Below are 18,571 nucleotides of genomic sequence, written 5' to 3' on the forward strand. Positions count from 1 at the left end.
TCGCGCGGGTCTAGAACACGCCGTTGTAGATGTCCCAGCCGTAGCCGATCTTGACGCGCTTCTCGACCTGGCCGGTGCCGGTGGACGAGTAGCGGTACACGTCGCCCTTGCCGTCGACGCCGATCAGATCGCCGAAGCCGTCGCCGTCCAGGTCGCCCGGCGCGGCGATCTGCTTGTACGTGTTGTAGCCGTAGCCGATCTTGACTCGGGCCGAAAGCGGCTTCGCCGCGTTGCCCGTGCCCTTGTAGAGGTACAGGTCGCCCTTGGTGTCGCGGGCCACGACGTCCGCGATGCCGTCGCCGCTGAGGTCTCCGGAGCCGACGAGCGCGGTGTACGTGTCGTAGCCGTAGCCCACCTTGACCTTGGCCGCGAACTCCGTACCGAGCCCGTTGCCCCTGTACAGGTACAGGTCGCCCTTCGTGTCGCGGGCCAGCAGGTCGCCGTTGCCGTCACCGCTGAGGTCGCCCGGACCGGTGAGGTTGTTGTAGACCTGCCAGCCGGTGCCGAGGTATTCGTCGTCGATGATGAGCGTGCCGTCGTAGTTCTGGACCAGGTCGGCCCCGCCACCGTTGTTGAGGGACGACGCCAGCGCCAGGCCCACCTTGTTCCAGCCCTCGTCGTCGCCGTTGTGCCCGCGCGGAAGGAACTGGCCGTTGTTGGCGGAGTCGTACCAGTACAGGCCGCCGGCCTTGGTGCGGACCAGGACCATGTGCTTGCCCCAGTCCGGGTTGCCGCCCTCGCCGACGAACAGAGCTGCCCCGTTCCGGCCCGTGCTACTGGCCTCGCGCGCCCTGAAGGTGCCGTCGCCGATGGAGTGGTACACGTAGCTGTCGCCGTTCGGCCTGCGCGTGACGAGGTCGCCCAGGCCGTCGCCGTCGAGGTCGTCGACGCCGACGATCTGGTTGTAGACGTCCCAGCCGTAGCCGACCTTCACGCGTGCCTTGAAGGGCTTCGCCGCGTCGCCGGTGCCCGCGTAGAAGTACACGTCACCGGCGGGCGTGCGGGTGATGATGTCGCCCAGCCCGTCGCGGTTGACGTCGTTGGTGCCCACGATCTGGTCGTAGACGTTCCAGCCGTAGCCCACCTTGACGCCCGCCTTGAAGGGCGCGCTCTTCACCGAGCCGGTGGAGATGTAGACGTAGGTGTCACCGGAGGGCGTACGTGCGATCAGGTCGGCGCGGCCGTCGCCGTCCAGGTCGCCGGGGGCGACGACCTTGTTGTACTTCTGCCAGCCGTTGCCCGACCAGGTGGCGCGACCGGTGCCCTTCTCGCCCGTGCTCCGGAAGAGCGAGAGCTTGCCCGAGACCGACAGTCCCAGGATCTCCGGCTTTCCGTCGCCGTCCAGGTCGCCCGGCGTGATGATGTCCTTGAACATCTCGTGCGGGTCGGCACTGTCGATGTCGTACGGGTGTGTGCCGTACGACTTCGTCGAGGTGTAAAGGATGCCGTCCAGGTCGCGGTACAGCATGTTGCTGACACCGTCCCCGTCCAGGTCGCGCAGCGGCTTGGCCGGGACGACGGAGGACGGGGACTGCGCACCCGGCGTACCCGACGCCGGGCCATCGGCCGAGGCCGGGGCCGCCAGCAGCATGCCGGCGGTGAGAACGAGTGCGGTGCAGGCCGCTGTTCGGCTCGCGCGCTTCGGGCGCACGGCGGAACGGCCGGGTTCCACAGAATTCAAAGCCCCCCCTGGGGTGACAGCGCCCCGCCCCCGCGGGTGCGGGGACGGGGCGCGGTGAGTTGCCGCGATCACGCGGTCATACGGGCCTAGTACAGGCCGTTGTAGATGTCCCAGCCGTAGCCGATCTTGACGCGCTGGGCGATCGTGCCGGTGCCGGTGGACGAGTAGCGGTACACGTCGCCCTTGCCGTCGACGCCCACGAGGTCGGCCTTGCCGTCGCCGTCGAGGTCGCCGGGGGCGGCGAACTGCTTGTAGATGTCGTAGCCGGTGCCGATCTTGGAGCGGGCCGAGAGCGGCTTGGCGGCGTCGCCGGTGCCCTTGTAGAGGTAGAGCGTGCCGTCCGTCGCGCGGGCCACGACGTCCGCGATGCCGTCGCCGCTGAGGTCCCCGGCGCCGACGATCTTGTTGTACGTGTTGAAGCCGTAGCCGACCTTGACCTTGGCCGCGAACTTCGTACCGAGGCCGTTGCCCTTGTACAGGTACAGGTCGCCCTTGGTGTCGCGGGCCAGCACGTCGCCCTTGCCGTCACCGCTCAGGTCGCCGGGGCCGGTCAGGCTGTTGTAGACCTGCCAGCCGGAGCCGATCTCCTCGGCGCCGACCCAGAGGGTGCCGTTGTAGACCTGGAGCAGGTCGCCCCAGCCGTCGCTGTCCAGCGAGGAGGCCAGCGACAGGCTCACCTGGTTCCAGCCGGTGTCCGAGCTGTCCAGCTGACGCGGGAAGAAGTTCTGGTTGTTCCGGCTCTGGTACCAGTACAGGCTGCCGCCCGTGGTACGCGCCTCCAGCTCCTGCTTCCCGAAGGCCGGGTTGCCGCCCGCGCCGGCGATGAGCGCCGCCGCGTTCCAGCCCGTCCCGCCTTCGACGCGCGGCCTGAAGGAGCCTTCGCCCGCGGAGAAGTACGTGTAGAGCGTGCCGCCCGGCTTACGGGCGACGATGTCGCCCAGGCCGTCGCCGTCGATGTCGTCGAAGCTGATCAGCTGGTTGTAGATGTCCCAGCCGTAGCCGACCTTGACGCGCGCCTTGAAGGGCTTCGCGGCGTCGCCGGTGGCGGCGTAGAAGTAGACGTCACCCGCCGGCGTGCGGGCGATGATGTCGCCCAGGCCGTCGCCATTGAGATCGTTGGCGCCCACGATCTGGTCGTAGACGTTCCATCCGTAGCCCACCTTGACACCGGCCTTGAAGGGCGCGCTGTCCACGTTGCCGGTGGAGATGTAGACGTAGACGTCGCCGGAGGGCGTACGCGCGAGCAGGTCGCCGCGGCCGTCGCCGTCCAGGTCGCCGGGGGCGGAGACCTTGTTGTACTTCTGCCAGCCGCTGCCCGACCAGGTGACGTAGCCGGTGCCGTCCGCGCCCCAGCTCTGGTAGAGCGAGAGCGTGCCCGACGCCGACAGCGTCAGGACCTCGGCCATGCCGCCGCCGTCGAGGTCGCCCGGCGTGATGATGTCCTTGGGCGTCTCGAACTGGTCGTCGCTGTTGATCGTGTACGGGTGCGAGTCCGAGGTGCCCGTGACGGCGTACGTGGTGCCGTCCAGACCCCGGTACAGCATGTCGCCGACGCCGTCGCCGTCCAGGTCGCCGCGCGGCTCGGCCGGGACGACGGAGGACGGGGACTGCTTGCCGGGCACGGAGGCGGCGCCGGACTTCTTCTTCGCCGCGCGCTTCGGCAGGCTGAGCGTCGGCTGACCGCCGCGCTCGGCGGTGTGCTGCGCGGTGGCGCCGCTCGGGGCGGGCGCCGAGTCATCGGCCGAGGCCGGGGCCGCCAGCAGCATGCCGGCGGAGAGCACGAGTGCGGTGCAGGCCGCTATCCGGCTCGCGCGCTTCGAGCGCGCGACGGAACGGCCGGGTTCCACAGAAGTCAAAGCCCCCCCAGGGGTGAAGTGGTGGAACCGGGGCAAACGCTTTCACGGGCACGGTACGTGCAGGGTGAAGCGTTCCCGGGATGTGCCCAGACTCTACAACGCCCCGCCCCCGCGCGGGCGGGAACGGGGCGTCGTGGTCCGGCGGCCGGACCGGCCTGGGCCAGGTTCTAGTAGAGACCGTTGTAGATGTCCCAGCCGTAGCCGATCTTGACGCGCTTCTCGACCTGGCCGGTGCCGGTGGACGAGTAGCGGTACACGTCGCCCTTGCCGTCGACGCCGACCAGGTCGGCCTTGCCGTCGCCGTCCAGGTCGCCCGGGGCAGCGAACTGCTTGTACGTGTTGTAGCCGTAGCCGAGCTTGACGCGGGCCTTGAGCGGCTTGGTGGCGCTGCCCGTGCCCTTGTACAGGTACAGGTTGCCCTTGGTGTCGCGGGCCACGACGTCCGCGATGCCGTCGCCGCTGAGGTCACCGGCGCCGACGATCTTGTTGTACGTGTTGAAGCCGTAGCCGACCTTGATCCTGGCCGCGAGCTTGGTGCCGAGCCCGTTGCCCTTGAACAGGTACAGGTCGCCGGACTTGGTGCGGCCGAGCAGGTCGCCCTTGCCGTCGCCGCTCAGGTCGCCGGGGCCCACGAGGGCGGTGTAGCCGCTCCAGCCGCCGCCGAGGCTCGAACCCTGGTTGTAGAGCGTGCCGTCGTACGTCTCCAGCAGCTCGGCGTAACCGTCGTTGTCGAGCGACGACGGGAAGTTGATGCTCGCCCCGGCCCAGCCGCCGCTGTCGCTCGCCTGGATGCGGGCGCTGAGCTTCCCGTTGTTCTTCGCGTAGTACCAGTAGAGCGTGCCGCCCTTGGTACGGGTCATCAGCTCGTTCTTGCCGAAGTCCGGGTTGCCGCCCTGGCCCGCGAAGAGGGACGCGGCGTTCCAGTCGGTGCCGCCCTCCTCCCGCTTGAGGAAGGTGCCGTAGCCGGTGGACTCGTAGAAGTACAGCGTGCCGCCGGGCGTACGGGCCATCAGGTCGCCCAGGCCGTCGCCGGTGTAGTCGTCCGTGGCGATGATCTGGTTGTACGTGTCGTACCCGTACCCGGCCTTGACACGGGCCTTGTACGGCGACGAGGCCTTTCCGGTGCCCGCGTAGTAGTAGAGGTCACCGGCCGGCGTACGGGTGTAGAGGTCACCGATCCCGTCGCCGTTGACGTCGCTCGCGCCGACGATCTGGTCGTACGAGCCCCAGCCGTAGCCCACCTTGACGCCGGCCTTGAAGGGCGCCCCGCTGACGTTGCCGGTGGCCGCGTACAGGTAGATGTCGCCGGACGGCGTACGGGCGAGCAGGTCGCCGCGGCCGTCGCCGGTCAGGTCACCGGCGGCGACGACCTTGTTGTACTTCTGCCAGCCGGTCCCGGACCAGTCCGCGTAGCCGGCGGTGCTGGTGCCCAGGAGCTGGTGGATCGAGAGCTTGCCGCCCGCGGACAGGGTGAGCAGCTCGGGCGTGCCGTCGCCGTTCAGGTCGCCCGGCGTGATGACGTCCTTGAGCCGCTCCTCGTAGTCACCGGTGTTCACGGTGAACTCGTAGGAGTCCGCCCCGTTCGCCGGAATGAGGTAGTAGTGCCCGTCGATACCGCGGTACAGCGTGTCGCTGTAGCCGTCGCCGTCCACGTCGAAACGCGGCAGGGCGGGAACGACCGCCGCCTGCGCGCCTTCCACGCCCGCCGCCCGCGACTTCTTCTTCGCGGTGGGCGCGGGCAGGGTCAGCGTGGGCTGCGCGTCGAGGGCGGGGACGCGGGGCTGGGTGGCGCGGTGCGGCGCGGGCGCCGCGTCATCGGCCGAGGCCGGAGCGGCCAGCAGCATGCCGGCCGAGAGAACGAGTGCGGTGCAGGCGGCGAGCCGCCGCGCACGCTTCGAGCGTGCGGGCATGGCGCGGCCGGGTTCCACAGAAGTCAAAGCCCCCCCAGGGGTCACGTGGTGGAACCGGGAGAACGGCCTTCACAAGTGCGTCACGCGCAGGGTGAGGCATTCCCGGGATGTTCACAGACTCTACAACTGTGACTGCCGGGACTGAAGTGGTTTACCGATGAAACAAGACTGCTTCGGCTATCAGCTCTTGCGGTGCCCTATCAGCCGCGGCTTCGACTCCAGGTTCTCCAGGCCGTGCCAGGCCAGGTTCACCAGATGGGCCGCGACCTCCGCCTTCTTCGGCTTGCGCGCGTTCACCCACCACTGGCCGGTCAGCGCCACCATGCCCACCAGCGCCTGCGCGTACAGCGGGGCCAGCTTCGGATCGAAGCCCCGGGCCTTGAACTCCAGGCCGAGGATGTCCTCGACCTGGGTCGCGATGTCGCTGATCAGGGAGGCGAAGGTGCCCGTCGACTGGGCGACCGGCGAGTCCCGGACCAGGATGCGGAAGCCGTCGGTGTACGTCTCGATGTAGTCGAGGAGCGCGAACGCCGCCTGCTCCAGGAGCTCCCGGGGGTGCCCCGCGGTCAGGGCGCTGGTCACCATGTCCAGGAGCTGGCGCATCTCCCGGTCCACCACGACCGCGTACAGCCCCTCCTTGCCGCCGAAGTGTTCGTAGACGACCGGCTTCGACACCCCCGCGCGGGCCGCGATCTCCTCGACCGACGTGCCCTCGAAGCCCTTGTCGGCGAACAGGGTGCGACCGATGTCCAGCAGCTGCTCGCGGCGTTCCTTCCCGGTCATCCGCACCCGGCGGGCCCGCCGGGACGGTGCACGGGTGTTCTCGCTGCCTGCGCTGGAGTCGGTCGCCACATCGTCCATCATGCCGCGTCGGCCGCCGCGCGGTTGCGCCGGGACTCGATACGGGCCTCGTCCGGCCAGCGCACGTCGTACGCCCAGCCGGCCTGCTCGAACCAGCGGATGAGGCGCGCGCTCGAATCGATCTGACCGCGCATCACACCGTGCCGGGCGCTCGTCGGGTCCGCGTGGTGCAGGTTGTGCCAGGACTCGCCGCAGGACAGGACCGCCAGCCACCACACGTTGCCGGACTTGTCGCGGGACTTGAAGGGGCGCTTGCCCACCGCGTGGCAGATCGAGTTGATCGACCACGTCACGTGGTGCAGCAGCGCCACCCGTACCAGCGAGCCCCAGAAGAACGCCGTCGCCGCACCCCACCACGACATCGTCACCAGGCCCCCGACCAGCGGGGGGATCGCCAGCGAGATGATCGTGAAGGTCATGAAGTGACGCGAGATCCGGCGGATCGCCGGGTCCTTGACCAGGTCCGGCGCGTACTTCTGCTGCGGGGTCTGCTCCTCGTCGAACATCCATGCGATGTGGGCCCACCACAGGCCCTTCAGCAGCGCCGGCAGCGTCTCGCCGAACCGCCACGGCGAGTGCGGGTCGCCCTCCGCGTCCGAGAACCGGTGGTGCTTGCGGTGATCGGCCACCCAGCGCACCAGCGGACCCTCGACGGCCAGCGAACCGGCCACCGCCAGGGCGATGCGGAGCGGCCGCTTCGCCTTGAACGAACCGTGCGTGAAGTACCGGTGGAAGCCGATCGTGATGCCGTGGCAGCCGATGTAGTACATCGCCACCAGCAGACCCAGATCGAGCCAGCTCACACCGCGGCCCCAGGCCAGCGGCACCGCCGCCACCAGGGCCACGAACGGCAGGACGATGAACAGCAGGAGCGCGATCTGCTCGATCGACCGCTTGTTGTCCCCGCCGAGCGTGGCGGAGGGAGGAGCCGGGTCACCGGCCGCCGGGGCGGCGGCCTCGATCACATCGGGGCTGGTCTTCATGGGGAGTCCCCTGGGGGTGAGAACGGGACGGACAACCGGGTTACGCACCCGTAACCTACGGCCTCGTAAGTATGGCAGCGCGAAGGCCCGCCCACGAGAGGACGAAACACCGCGCACAGACGCGCGAATACCGGGTAGACACACACCGCGTACCCCGGCCGGGCCCCTACCCGACACGGAGGCCCGACCGGGGCGCGAACAGCACCGAAAGCACGGACACCTATCCTGGAGAGGTCGGACAGCGCGGTCCGCACCCTGCTTTCCGGGGTGGCGTCGGCATCCGCCGACCGCGGTCCCGGGTCCCGTGCACCACCACTGCAAGGAGCCGCACACTGTGAGCAGTGCCGACCAGACCCCCGCCGCCAGCCCCGAGCTGCGCGCCGACATCCGCCGCCTCGGCGACCTCCTGGGCGAGACCCTGGTACGCCAGGAGGGTCAGGAACTCCTCGACCTCGTCGAGCGCGTCCGCGCCCTGACCCGCACCGACGGCGAGGCCGCGGCCGAGCTCCTCGGCGACACCGGCCTGGAGACCGCCGCCAAGCTCGTCCGCGCCTTCTCCACCTACTTCCACCTGGCCAACGTGACCGAACAGGTCCACCGCGCCCACGAGATGCGCGACCGCCGGTCCGCCGAGGGCGGCCTCCTCGCCCGCACCGCCGACCGGCTCAAGGACGCCGACCCCGAGCACCTGCGCGCCACCGTCAAGAACCTCAACGTGCGCCCCGTCTTCACCGCGCACCCCACCGAGGCCGCCCGGCGCTCCGTCCTCAACAAGCTCCGCCGCATCGCCGCCCTCCTGGAGACCCCGGTCATCGAGGCCGACCGCCGCCGCCAGGACCTCCGGCTCGCCGAGAACATCGACCTCATCTGGCAGACCGACGAGCTCCGCGTCGTACGCCCGGAGCCCACCGACGAGGCCCGGAACGCCATCTACTACCTGGACGAGCTGCACGCCAACGCCGTCGGCGACGTCCTGGAGGACCTCGCCGCCGAACTGGAGCGCGTCGGCGTCGAACTCCCCGCCGGCACCCGCCCCCTCACCTTCGGCACCTGGATCGGCGGCGACCGCGACGGCAACCCCAACGTGACCCCGAAGGTCACCTGGGACGTCCTCATCCTCCAGCACGAGCACGGCATCACCGACGCCCTCGAACTGGTCGACCAGCTCCGCGGACTGCTCTCCAACTCCATCCGCTACACCGGCGCCACCGACGAACTCCTCGCCTCCCTCCAGGCCGACCTGGACCTCCTCCCCGAGATCAGCCCCCGCTACAAGCGGCTGAACGCCGAGGAGCCCTACCGGCTCAAGGCCACCTGCATCCGCCAGAAGCTGGTCAACACCCGCGAACGCCTCGCCTCCGGCCGCCCCCACCGCCCCGGCTGCGACTACCTCGGCACCGCAGAACTCGTCAGCGACCTCGCCCTCATCCAGGACTCGCTGCGCCGCCACAAGGCCGGCATCGTCGCCGACGGCCGCATGGACCGCACCATCCGCACGCTCTCCGCGTTCGGCCTCCAGCTCGCCACCATGGACGTCCGCGAACACGCCGACGCCCACCACCACGCCCTCGGCCAGCTCTTCGACCGGCTCGGCGAGGAATCCTGGCGCTACGCCGACATGCCCCGCGACTACCGGCAGAAGCTCCTCGCCAAGGAACTGCGCTCCCGCCGCCCCCTCGCACCCACCCCGGCACCGCTCGACGCCGCCGGCGAGAAGACCCTCGGCGTCTTCCACACCATCAAGGAAGCCTTCCAGCGCTTCGGCCCCGAGGTCATCGAGTCCTACATCATCTCGATGTGCCAGGGCGCCGACGACGTCTTCGCCGCCGCCGTCCTCGCCCGCGAGGCCGGCCTCCTCGACCTCCACGCCGGCTGGGCCCAGATCGGCATCGTCCCGCTCCTGGAGACCACCGACGAGCTCCGCGCCGCCGACGTCATCCTCGACGAGATGCTCGCCGACCCCTCCTACCGACGCCTCGTCTCCCTGCGCGGCGACGTCCAGGAGGTCATGCTCGGCTACTCCGACTCCTCCAAGTTCGGCGGCATCACCACCTCCCAGTGGGAGATCCACCGCGCCCAGCGCCGCCTGCGCGACGTCGCCCACCGCTACGGCGTACGCCTCCGCCTCTTCCACGGCCGCGGCGGCACCGTCGGCCGCGGCGGCGGCCCCTCGCACGACGCGATCCTCGCCCAGCCCTGGGGCACCCTGGAGGGCGAGATCAAGGTCACCGAGCAGGGCGAGGTCATCTCCGACAAGTACCTCATCCCCGCGCTCGCCCGGGAGAACCTGGAACTGACCGTCGCGGCCACCCTCCAGGCATCCGCCCTGCACACCGCGCCCCGCCAGTCCGACGAGGCCCTGGCCCGCTGGGACGCGGCCATGGACACCGTCTCCGACGCCGCCCACGCCGCCTACCGCAAGCTGGTCGAGGACCCCGACCTCCCGTCGTACTTCCTCGCCTCCACCCCCGTGGACCAGCTCGCCAACCTGCACCTCGGCTCGCGGCCCTCCCGCCGCCCCGGCTCCGGCGTCTCGCTCGACGGACTGCGCGCCATCCCGTGGGTCTTCGGCTGGACCCAGTCCCGCCAGATCGTCCCCGGCTGGTTCGGTGTCGGCTCCGGCCTCAAGGCCCTGCGCGAGGCCGGCCTCGACACGGTCCTGGAAGAGATGCACGAACAGTGGCACTTCTTCCGCAACTTCATCTCCAACGTCGAGATGACCCTCGCCAAGACCGACCTGCGCATCGCCCGGCACTACGTCGACACCCTCGTCCCCGACGAGCTCAAGCACGTCTTCGACGTCATCGAGGCCGAACACGCCCTCACCGTGCAGGAGGTCCTGCGCGTCACCGGCGGCGAGAAGCTGCTCGACACCAACCCGGTGCTCCAGCAGACCTTCCACATCCGCGACGCCTACCTGGACCCGATCTCCTACCTCCAGGTCTCCCTGCTCGCCCGCCAGCGCCAGGCCGCCGAAGCCGGCGAGGAGGAGGACCCGCTCCTCGCCCGCGCCCTGCTCCTCACCGTCAACGGTGTCGCCGCGGGCCTCCGCAACACCGGCTGACCCGGCACCGCACGACGACGGGGCGCGGGGAACTCCTCCCCGCGCCCCGTCGCACGTCCGGCGGCCGCCTCGCAGCGCGATCCCGCAGCGCCGCCTCACAGCGCGATGAACGCCGCCACCAGGAGCACCCCGCCCGCGATCCCGGTACCCCAGGCCGTCCGCGTCAGCCGCAGACCCCCGCCGATCACCAGGGCCGCCAGCACCAGAGCCCCGCCCAGCGGCACCCACGCGTGCAGGAACCCCGGCGCCCCCGTCCGCACCACCTGGTCCGTCCCCGGCTTCACCACCACCGGGAAACGGTCCCCCTTGCGCGCCGCCACCGAGCTGTCCACCGACACCCGCGACCGCGCCGCCGCCCCGTCCACCGGCGCGAACGACCCCGTACACACGTCGTCGCCGCACTCCGTCACCGTCATCGTCCCGTGCTCCCGGCCCTTGGCCAGCACGATGTGGTGCGCCGCGTCCCAGGACGTCAGCACACCCGCCACGAGCAATACCACGACGACGAGGCCGAGCGCCGCACCGCGGCCGTACACCAGGGCTCGGTGGGAGGGATTCCGCTTCATGGGCCCAGATCCTTGGCCAGAGCCGCACGACCGGTCAAGCCGGGCCCGTATCCCTCAGGTGTTGTACGCGGACTGAGCCCGCTCCAGCCCCTCCGCCAGCAGGCACTCCACCGCGTCCGCCGCCCGGTCCACCTCGAACGCCAGCTCCTTGCGCTCCGTGGACGAGAAGTCCTTCAGCACGAAGTCCGCGACCTGCATCCGCCCCGGCGGCCGGCCGATCCCGAACCGCACCCGGTGATAGTCCGGACCCATCGCCTTCGTCATCGACTTCAGCCCGTTGTGCCCGTTGTCCCCGCCGCCCAGCTTCAGCCGCAGCGTCCCGTAGTCGATGTCCAGCTCGTCATGGACCGCGACCACATGGTCCAGCGGCACCTTGTAGAAGTCCCGCAGCGCCGCCACCGGGCCGCCGGACAGATTCATGTACGACATCGGCTTCGCGACCACCACCCGGCGGCTCAGCGGTCCGGGCGGGCCGACCCGGCCCTCCAGCACCTGCGCCTGCGCCTTCGGGGCGCGCTTGAACTTCCCGCCGATCCGCTCGGCGAGCAGGTCGGCGACCATGAAGCCGACGTTGTGCCGGTTCGCCGCGTACTCGGGGCCGGGATTGCCCAGCCCCACGATCAGCCAGGGGTCGGTGGCGTCGGACATCGCGCGAAGTCTCCTCGTACAGGGGAAGCGGACAGAAAACGGGGCGGCGGCTCCCCTCGTGAAGGGAGACCACCGCCCCGTCAGTCAAGCAGGCGGGAGAAGGCTCAGGCCTCCTCGCCCTCCTCCTCGGCGGACTCGGCGGCCGGCTCCTCGGCCTGCGCGGCGACGACCTGGAGCACGATGGCGTCCTCGTCACCGGCGAGCACGGAGCCCTTGGGCAGCGGGATGTCCTTGGCGAGGATCGACGCACCGGCGTCCAGACCCTGCACGGAGACCGTGACGGACTCGGGGATGTGGGTGGCCTCGGCCTCGACGAGCAGGGTCGCCTGCACGTACTCCAGCAGGTTGCCGCCCGGGGCCAGGTCGCCCTCGGCGTTGACCGCGATCTCGACGTTGACCTTCTCGCCGCGCTTCACGGTCAGCAGGTCGACGTGCTCGATGTCGCCCTTGAGCGGGTTGCGCTGCACGGCCTTGGGGATGACCAGGGCGTCCTTGCCGTCGAGCTCGATGCCGATCAGGACGTTGGCGGTACGGAGCGCGAGCTGCAGCTCGTGGGCCGGAAGCGTGATGTGGACGGACTCGGCACCGTGGCCGTAGACGACCGCGGGGACCTGGCTGGCGCGACGCGCGCGACGGGCGGCACCCTTGCCGAACTCGGTACGGACCTGGGCGGCGAGCTTGATCTCGGCCATGGTGGCACTCCTCGTGGGGTGACGGAAATACGGACGGTCACCCGGCCAACACCTACTGGCCTGCTACGAAGAGCGCGCCGATAACGGATCGCCGTACATGAGTACGGCCTCCCTCGCCGAGCAACTCGCTGAGTCTACCCGGCGGGGAGGCCGCACCCCAAAGTGGATCAACGGCGGCGCATTCGCCGCCCCGGTCCTGCCGCTCCTACTGCTCCTCGAAGAGGCTCGTGACCGAGCCGTCCTCGAAGACCTCACGCACCGCGCGGGCGATCGTCGGGGCGATCGAGAGCACCTTGATCTTGTCGAGCTCCAGCTCACCCGGCGTCGGCAGGGTGTCCGTGAACACGAACTCGCTGACCTTCGAGTTCTTCAGGCGGTCCGCGGCGGGGCCCGAGAGCACACCGTGCGTCGCCGTCACTATGACGTCCTCGGCGCCGTGCGCGAACAGGGCGTCGGCGGCGGCGCAGATGGTGCCGCCGGTGTCGATCATGTCGTCGACCAGGACACAGACCCGGCCCTTCACATTGCCGACGACCTCGTGGACGGTCACCTGGTTGGCGACGTCCTTGTCACGGCGCTTGTGCACGATCGCCAGCGGGGCGTCGAGCCGGTCGCACCAGCGGTCGGCGACGCGCACGCGGCCGGCGTCCGGCGAGACGATCGTCAGCTTGGAACGGTCCACCTTGGCGCCCACGTAGTCCGCCAGGATCGGCAGCGCGAAGAGGTGGTCGACCGGGCCGTCGAAGAAGCCCTGGATCTGGTCCGTGTGCAGGTCCACGGTGAGGATGCGGTCCGCGCCCGCCGTCTTCATCAGGTCCGCGATCAGACGGGCCGAGATCGGCTCGCGGCCGCGGTGCTTCTTGTCCTGGCGGGCGTAACCGTAGAACGGCACGATCACCGTGATCGAGCGGGCCGACGCGCGCTTCAGCGCGTCGATCATGATCAGCTGCTCCATGATCCACTTGTTGATCGGAGCCGTGTGGCTCTGGATCAGGAAGCAGTCCGCGCCACGCGCCGACTCCTGGAAGCGGACGTAGATCTCACCGTTGGCGAAATCGAAGGCCTTCGTCGGCACGAGGCCGACACCCAGCTGGTGCGCGACCTCCTCGGCCAGCTCGGGGTGGGCGCGGCCGGAGAAGAGCATCAGTTTCTTCTCGCCGGTCGTCTTGATCCCGGTCACAGCACAGTCTCCTCAGACGTGTTCCTGGCGCCGCACGCAGATGTCCCGATGTGCAACGAGCCAGCCGAAATGGGGTGAGCATCTATCACGGTACGCGGTGCGCGACGCACCTGTTTCCGGTCAGCTTTCGCCGGCCGGCCTCTCCTCCGCCGCCTGAGCCGCCTGCGCGGCGGCGCTTCCCGGACGCTTGCGCGCCACCCAACCCTCGATATTCCTTTGCTGGCCCCGGGCCACGGCCAGCGAACCGGACGGTACGTCCTTCGTGATGACCGAGCCCGCGGCGGTGTAAACCCCGTCCCCGACCGTGACAGGCGCCACAAACATATTGTCCGACCCGGTACGGCAGTGCGACCCGATCGTCGTGTGGTGCTTGGCCACCCCGTCGTAGTTCACGAACACGCTCGCGGCGCCGATGTTGGTGTGGTCGCCGATGGTGGCGTCGCCCACGTACGACAGGTGCGGGACCTTGGTCCCCTCGCCGATCGTCGCGTTCTTCATCTCGACGTACGTCCCCGCCTTGGCCTTCGGGCCCAGCTTGGTGCCCGGCCGCAGGTAGGCGTACGGGCCCACCAGCGCGCCCGGGCCCACCTCGGCACCGTCCGCCACCGTGTTGTCCACCCGCGCGCCCGCGTGCACGACGGTGTCCGTCAGCCGAGAGTTCGGGCCGACCTCGGCGTCCTCCCCGAGGTGCGTGGCGCCCAGCAGTTGGGTCCCGGGGTGCACGATCGCGTCCCGCTCGAAGGTCACCGTGACGTCGATCAGCGTCGAGCCGGGGTCGACCACGGTCACACCGGCCGTCATGGCGCGCTCGAGCAGCCGCTGGTTCAGCAGCCGGCGGGCCTCCGCCAGCTGGACGCGGTTGTTGATGCCCAGGATCTCGCGGTGGTCGCCCGCCACGCAGGCGCCGACCCGGTGCCCGGCCTCGCGCAGGATCGACAGCACGTCGGTGAGGTACTCCTCGCCCTGGCTGTTGTCCGTCCGCACCTGGCCGAGCGCCTCGGCGAGGAGCTTCCCGTCGAACGCGAACACCCCGGAGTTGATCTCCCGGATCGCCCGCTGCTCGTCGCTCGCGTCCTTGTGCTCCACGATCTCGGTGACCGCGCCGGAGGCCGCGTCGCGCACGATCCGCCCGTAGCCGGTGGAGTCGGGGACCTCGGCGCTGAGCACGGTGACCGCGTTGCCGTCGGCGGTGTGCGTGGCGGCGAGGGCGCCCAGGGTCTCGCCGGACAGCAGCGGGGTGTCCCCGCACACGACGACGACGGTGCCCTCGACGGTCCCGCCCAGCTCGTCGAGCGCGACCCGCACCGCGTTCCCGGTGCCCTTCTGCTCGGCCTGGAAGGCGGTACGCACCTGCGCGTCGGCGCCGGTGAGGTGAGCGGTGACCTGCTCGTGCGCGTGGCCGACGACCACGACGAGGTGCTGGGGGTCCAGCTCGCGGGAGGCGGCGACGACATGACCGACGAGCGAGCGCCCGGAGATCTCGTGCAGAACCTTGGGGGTCTTCGACTTCATGCGGGTGCCCTCACCCGCTGCGAGGACGACGACGGCTGCCGGGCGTACGGAGCTCACGGATAGGCCCTTCGGCTTCGGGTGGTGGACATCCGCAGGATACCGGGGGGCGTCCGCCCGGACATGGGCACGGGCCCCGACCTAGGTGGTCGGGGCCCGTGGTGTTGCTCCGCCGCTAGGACTCGAACCTAGACCGAACATCTCCAAAGGATGCCGTGCTGCCAATTACACTACGGCGGAACACGCGTCAGCTGGGCAAGGAATGGCCCTGCACCAAAACGCTGCCGCCTACTATGCCGCACCACCAGCCCTCGATGCGACGGTAGAGCTCGGCGCTCTGGCGAACTTGGATCACGAGGCAGCCTCGGTAGTTCTCCCCGACGTTCTTGCGGTTGGTCTTGGGGTTGTGCTTCTTCAGTGTTGTCTTGCCGAACTTGGAGACGTCAGTGCAAGTGAGGTCGGCCCAGTAGTTCTCGGCGGCGACGTCGGCCGATTCGTGGATCATCAAGTGGAACCGAAGGTTGTCGGGGCTGACGCCGACCAGGGCAAGCCATGCCAGGAAGATCTGGATCATGGCGGGATCGCTGTTCACGAAGGTAACCCGTTCGCGGCGCGCGTGGGGCTTGTCCTTGGTTCCCTCCGCCCAGTACAGCCCGACGCCCAGCAGGAACAGCTCGCGCTCGGTGAGGGCGCCGATCCGCAGTTCCCGCGCCCTCGCCCGCAGGTCGTCCTTCGCGCGTGGGCGCTTCGTCCACTCCGGCGGGGGCTCGCCCTGCAGCAGGCGGTTGAGGATGTCGTTGTTGTCGACGTGCAGCCGGTCCCGGATCTGGCGGCGGCTCAAGCCCTCCCGTCGTAACGCGACCGCGCGCTCGCGCGGGCCCTCGAAATCCGCGTACTTGCTCGTGATTTCCGTCATGTGCCAAGCGTTGTCCGGAATCCGGACGTCCGGGTCGAATGGGCGGTCCTTCCGTTATTTCGAGCGGTTGTCCACCATTTGGTCACCGGTCGAACGTACGACGTGCTGTGCAGGTCACCCGAAAATGGGATGCGACCGCCCGTACGCTGGATGCCATGACCGCAACGGGGGAAGACCGGGAAGCGGCGGGTCCGACCACCCGTGGCTACTGGTGGTGGGAACGGCGACGGAGTGTCGCGCTGGATGTGGGGCTCGCGCTCGTTTCGGCGGCGGAGTGCGGGCTCGAAGGGGTGGACTTCGCGGGGGACACCGGGCTGCCGGTGCCCTTCGGGGTGGTGTTCGGGCTGATCGCGGGGGCCGTGCTCCTGGTGCGGCGGCGGTGGCCGATCGCCGTGGTGCTGGTCTCGATCGCGACGACGCCCGCCGAGATGGGCTTCCTGATGGGCCTCGTCGGCCTGTACACGCTGGCCGCGTCCGAGGTGCCCCGGCGGATCACCGCGGTGCTGATGAGCATGTCCCTGGTGGGGACGTTCATCGTGACGTACGTACGGCTGCGCCAGGGCGTGAACGAGAACGCCGACTTCGGGCCCGGCGACTGGTACGTGCCCATGCTCTCCCTCTTCATGGCCGTCGGGCTGACCGCCCCGCCCGTGCTGTTCGGGCTGTACATAGGGGCGCGGCGCCGGCTGATGGAGAGCCTGCGGGAGCGCGCGGACTCGCTGGAGCGGGAGCTGTCGCTGCTCGCCGACCGGGCCGAGGAGCGGGCCGAGTGGGCCCGTACGGAGGAGCGGACCCGGATCGCCCGCGAGATGCACGACGTGGTCGCCCACCGGGTGAGCCTGATGGTCGTGCACGCGGCGGCGCTCCAGGCCGTGGCGCCCAAGGATCCCGCGAAGGCGGTGCGCAACGCGGCCCTCGTCGGCGACATGGGGCGCCAGGCGCTCACCGAGCTCCGCGAGATGCTGGGCGTCCTGCGCGCCGGTGATCCGGCGCCGGCCCGGTTGGAGCAGGTGCCGCTGGCCTCCGTGGGCCGGGCGGCGCAGGCCGCGGCGGAGGACGGGCCCCGGCTCGACGAGGTGGAGGCGCTGGTCGGCCAGTCCCGGGCGGCGGGCATGACCGTGGAGCTGTCGGTCGAGGGCTCCGCCCGCGCGTACGCGCCCGAGGTGGAACAGACGGCGTACCGGGTGGTGCAGGAGGCCCTGACCAACGTCCACAAGCACGCGGCGGGCGCGAAGACGTGGGTGCGGCTGGCGCACCGGGGCGCCGAGGTCGCCATGCAGGTGGAGAACGGCCCCACGGACGCGGCGACGGCCGACGCGGGCCTGCCCAGCGGCGGCAACGGCCTGGTGGGCATGCGGGAACGCGTCCTGGGCCTGGGCGGCGTCTTCGTCTCGGGCCCGACGGACGCGGGCGGTTTCCGCGTCTCGGCGGTCCTGCCGGACGGCGGCGGCATGTCCAGCCCGTCCGGCGTTTGAGGACGGACCCCTGGCGGTGGTGGCCCCGCACCCGCCGCGCCGGAGCCCCGCGCTCAGCCCGAAACCAGCCGCTCCGGCTGCAACCCCGTCACCAGCGTCGCCAGCGCCGTGTCGATGTCCTGGCCGAGGTACCAGTCCCCGGTGTGGTCGATGGAGTACACCCGCCCCGCCAGGTCGATCGCCAGGACGGCCTGCCCGTCCCCCTCCTCGCCGAGCGGCGCGACCTCGGTCGCCAGCGCGCGGCCGAGGTCGCCCAGGGTGCGGGCGAGGTGGAGCCCGCTCAGCGGGTCGATGCGGACGGCCGGCGGCGCGATCTGGCGCCCCGGCGCCGTGGCGGTGATGTGCAGGCCCCCGAACTCCGCCCACGCCTCGACCGCGGCCGGGAAGACCGCGTGCTGGTGCCCGGCGGGCGACGCGTGCGAGCGCAGGGCGTCGGCCCACTCCTCGGCCTGGCGGATGTCCCAGCGGCCGGGCGTCCAGCCGGCGGCGCGCAGGGCGGCGTCGACGGCGACGGGGAAGCGGGTGGCGGACTGGCGGTCGGGGCCGGACTGCCGGGGCAGGTCGGTGCGGTCGTGCATGGGCGCGGTCAGCTCTTCTCTGCGGTGGTGGCCGCGCCGCTCGCGGTGAGGTCGACCGGGCGTACGCCGAAGTGGGCGAGCATGACGGCGCAGGAGCGGCAGGGTGCCGCGTAACTGCCGTGCAGCGGGTCGCCGTCCTCGCGGATGCGGCGGGCGGTGAGCCGGGCGTGCTTGAGGGCGCGGCGGGCCTCGCCGTTGGTGAGCGGCTTGCGCTGGGCGCGCTTGGAGCGCCCGGCCTCGGCGGCGGTGAGATGACGGGAGAGGAGTATGGCCTCGGGGCAGCGGCCGGTGAACCGTTCGCGCTGCGCGCTGGGGAGGGTGTCCAGGAAGTCCTGGACGAGGTGGTGCAGGACCGGCGGCTGGTCGCCCTTGCCGGCGGTGCAGGTGAGTGTTTCGCCGCGCACGGACAGGGCGGCGGCGACGGCGGGCAGGATGCCGTCGCGGCGCTGGCCGAGCCGGGGCGCGGGGCCCTTCTCGGTGCTGCTCCAGCTGAGTCGCGGGTCCCCGGTCGTGACGGTCTGTGCCGAGTGTGCGGTGTGCATGGTGCTGTGTCCCTCCCGTGCCCGCAGCGGCCGCTGCTTGGTGTGCACGCCCCCGTGTATGCGGGTGACAGCCTGCCAAATGTGTCGGGTCCTGTGAAAGCTGGGTCGCT

General features: G+C 70.5%; 15 protein-coding genes and 1 tRNA gene. 2 read left to right on the forward strand and 14 right to left on the reverse strand.

Annotation, left to right across the window (positions count from 1 at the left end; translation table 11 throughout):
• Positions 1-10 precede the first annotated feature (10 nt).
• The 5 genes from ACFZAT_RS19695 to ACFZAT_RS19715 all read right to left on the reverse strand — a co-directional run bounded on the left by ACFZAT_RS19695 (position 11) and on the right by ACFZAT_RS19715 (position 7,291).
• Positions 11-1,672 (reverse strand): FG-GAP-like repeat-containing protein, encoded by a 1,662-nt coding sequence (locus tag ACFZAT_RS19695; protein ID WP_391265618.1) that lies wholly within the window; start codon positions 1,670-1,672, stop codon positions 11-13.
• A gap of 95 nt (positions 1,673-1,767) precedes the next feature.
• Positions 1,768-3,528 carry an FG-GAP-like repeat-containing protein gene (locus ACFZAT_RS19700; protein WP_391265619.1) on the reverse strand — a complete coding sequence of 587 codons (1,761 nt, stop codon included), beginning with the start codon at positions 3,526-3,528 and terminating at the stop codon, positions 1,768-1,770.
• Between the two features lie 176 nt (positions 3,529-3,704).
• Positions 3,705-5,447, reverse strand: coding sequence for an FG-GAP-like repeat-containing protein (locus ACFZAT_RS19705; RefSeq protein ID WP_391265495.1), 1,743 nt, complete (start codon positions 5,445-5,447; stop codon positions 3,705-3,707).
• A 180-nt stretch (positions 5,448-5,627) separates the two neighbouring features.
• A complete protein-coding gene (locus ACFZAT_RS19710; protein ID WP_391265496.1) occupies positions 5,628-6,311 on the reverse strand; it encodes a TetR family transcriptional regulator in 684 nt (227 codons plus the stop codon).
• Positions 6,308-7,291: a fatty acid desaturase gene (locus tag ACFZAT_RS19715; RefSeq protein ID WP_391265497.1), complete on the reverse strand. Its 984-nt coding sequence runs from the start codon at positions 7,289-7,291 to the stop codon at positions 6,308-6,310. Before ACFZAT_RS19715 ends, ACFZAT_RS19710 begins: the two co-directional genes overlap by 4 nt.
• Before the next feature lie 334 nt (positions 7,292-7,625).
• Here ACFZAT_RS19715 and ppc point away from each other — a divergent pair, with 334 nt between their 5' ends.
• Entirely contained in the window at positions 7,626-10,355 is a 2,730-nt protein-coding gene (gene ppc / locus ACFZAT_RS19720; RefSeq protein ID WP_391265498.1) for a phosphoenolpyruvate carboxylase, read from the forward strand.
• A gap of 95 nt (positions 10,356-10,450) precedes the next feature.
• Here the strand turns inward: ppc and ACFZAT_RS19725 are convergent, their stop codons facing one another.
• The 7 genes from ACFZAT_RS19725 to ACFZAT_RS19755 all read right to left on the reverse strand — a co-directional run bounded on the left by ACFZAT_RS19725 (position 10,451) and on the right by ACFZAT_RS19755 (position 15,866).
• The gene (locus tag ACFZAT_RS19725) at positions 10,451-10,921 is read right to left on the reverse strand and encodes a hypothetical protein (RefSeq protein WP_391265499.1); all 471 of its coding nucleotides are present in this window, start codon (positions 10,919-10,921) and stop codon (positions 10,451-10,453) included.
• Positions 10,922-10,975: 54 nt separating this feature from the next.
• Positions 10,976-11,569: an aminoacyl-tRNA hydrolase gene (gene pth / locus ACFZAT_RS19730; RefSeq protein WP_391265500.1), complete on the reverse strand. Its 594-nt coding sequence runs from the start codon at positions 11,567-11,569 to the stop codon at positions 10,976-10,978.
• Between the two features lie 104 nt (positions 11,570-11,673).
• Positions 11,674-12,261 carry a 50S ribosomal protein L25/general stress protein Ctc gene (locus ACFZAT_RS19735; protein ID WP_391265501.1) on the reverse strand — a complete coding sequence of 196 codons (588 nt, stop codon included), beginning with the start codon at positions 12,259-12,261 and terminating at the stop codon, positions 11,674-11,676.
• Positions 12,262-12,466: 205 nt separating this feature from the next.
• The gene (locus tag ACFZAT_RS19740) at positions 12,467-13,441 is read right to left on the reverse strand and encodes a ribose-phosphate diphosphokinase (RefSeq protein ID WP_073968578.1); all 975 of its coding nucleotides are present in this window, start codon (positions 13,439-13,441) and stop codon (positions 12,467-12,469) included.
• 120 nt (positions 13,442-13,561) lie between these two features.
• Positions 13,562-15,010: a bifunctional UDP-N-acetylglucosamine diphosphorylase/glucosamine-1-phosphate N-acetyltransferase GlmU gene (gene glmU / locus ACFZAT_RS19745; protein WP_391265502.1), complete on the reverse strand. Its 1,449-nt coding sequence runs from the start codon at positions 15,008-15,010 to the stop codon at positions 13,562-13,564.
• Positions 15,011-15,117: 107 nt separating this feature from the next.
• Positions 15,118-15,190: transfer RNA gene (locus ACFZAT_RS19750), tRNA-Gln, on the reverse strand.
• 7 nt (positions 15,191-15,197) lie between these two features.
• Positions 15,198-15,866: a hypothetical protein gene (locus ACFZAT_RS19755; RefSeq protein ID WP_391265503.1), complete on the reverse strand. Its 669-nt coding sequence runs from the start codon at positions 15,864-15,866 to the stop codon at positions 15,198-15,200.
• A 155-nt stretch (positions 15,867-16,021) separates the two neighbouring features.
• On the opposite strand from ACFZAT_RS19755, the gene ACFZAT_RS19760 reads away from it, so the two are divergent.
• Entirely contained in the window at positions 16,022-17,341 is a 1,320-nt protein-coding gene (locus ACFZAT_RS19760) for a histidine kinase (RefSeq protein WP_391265504.1), read from the forward strand.
• A gap of 53 nt (positions 17,342-17,394) precedes the next feature.
• On the opposite strand, the gene ACFZAT_RS19765 is transcribed toward ACFZAT_RS19760, so the two are convergent.
• Positions 17,395-17,919, reverse strand: coding sequence for an SUKH-3 domain-containing protein (locus tag ACFZAT_RS19765; RefSeq protein WP_391265505.1), 525 nt, complete (start codon positions 17,917-17,919; stop codon positions 17,395-17,397).
• 8 nt (positions 17,920-17,927) lie between these two features.
• Positions 17,928-18,461 (reverse strand): YwqJ-related putative deaminase, encoded by a 534-nt coding sequence (locus tag ACFZAT_RS19770; RefSeq protein WP_073968573.1) that lies wholly within the window; start codon positions 18,459-18,461, stop codon positions 17,928-17,930.
• Positions 18,462-18,571: the final 110 nt, after the last annotated feature.

The sequence above is a fragment of the Streptomyces sp. NPDC008163 genome, assembly GCF_042956885.1.
GTDB lineage: Bacteria > Actinomycetota > Actinomycetes > Streptomycetales > Streptomycetaceae > Streptomyces > Streptomyces drozdowiczii_A.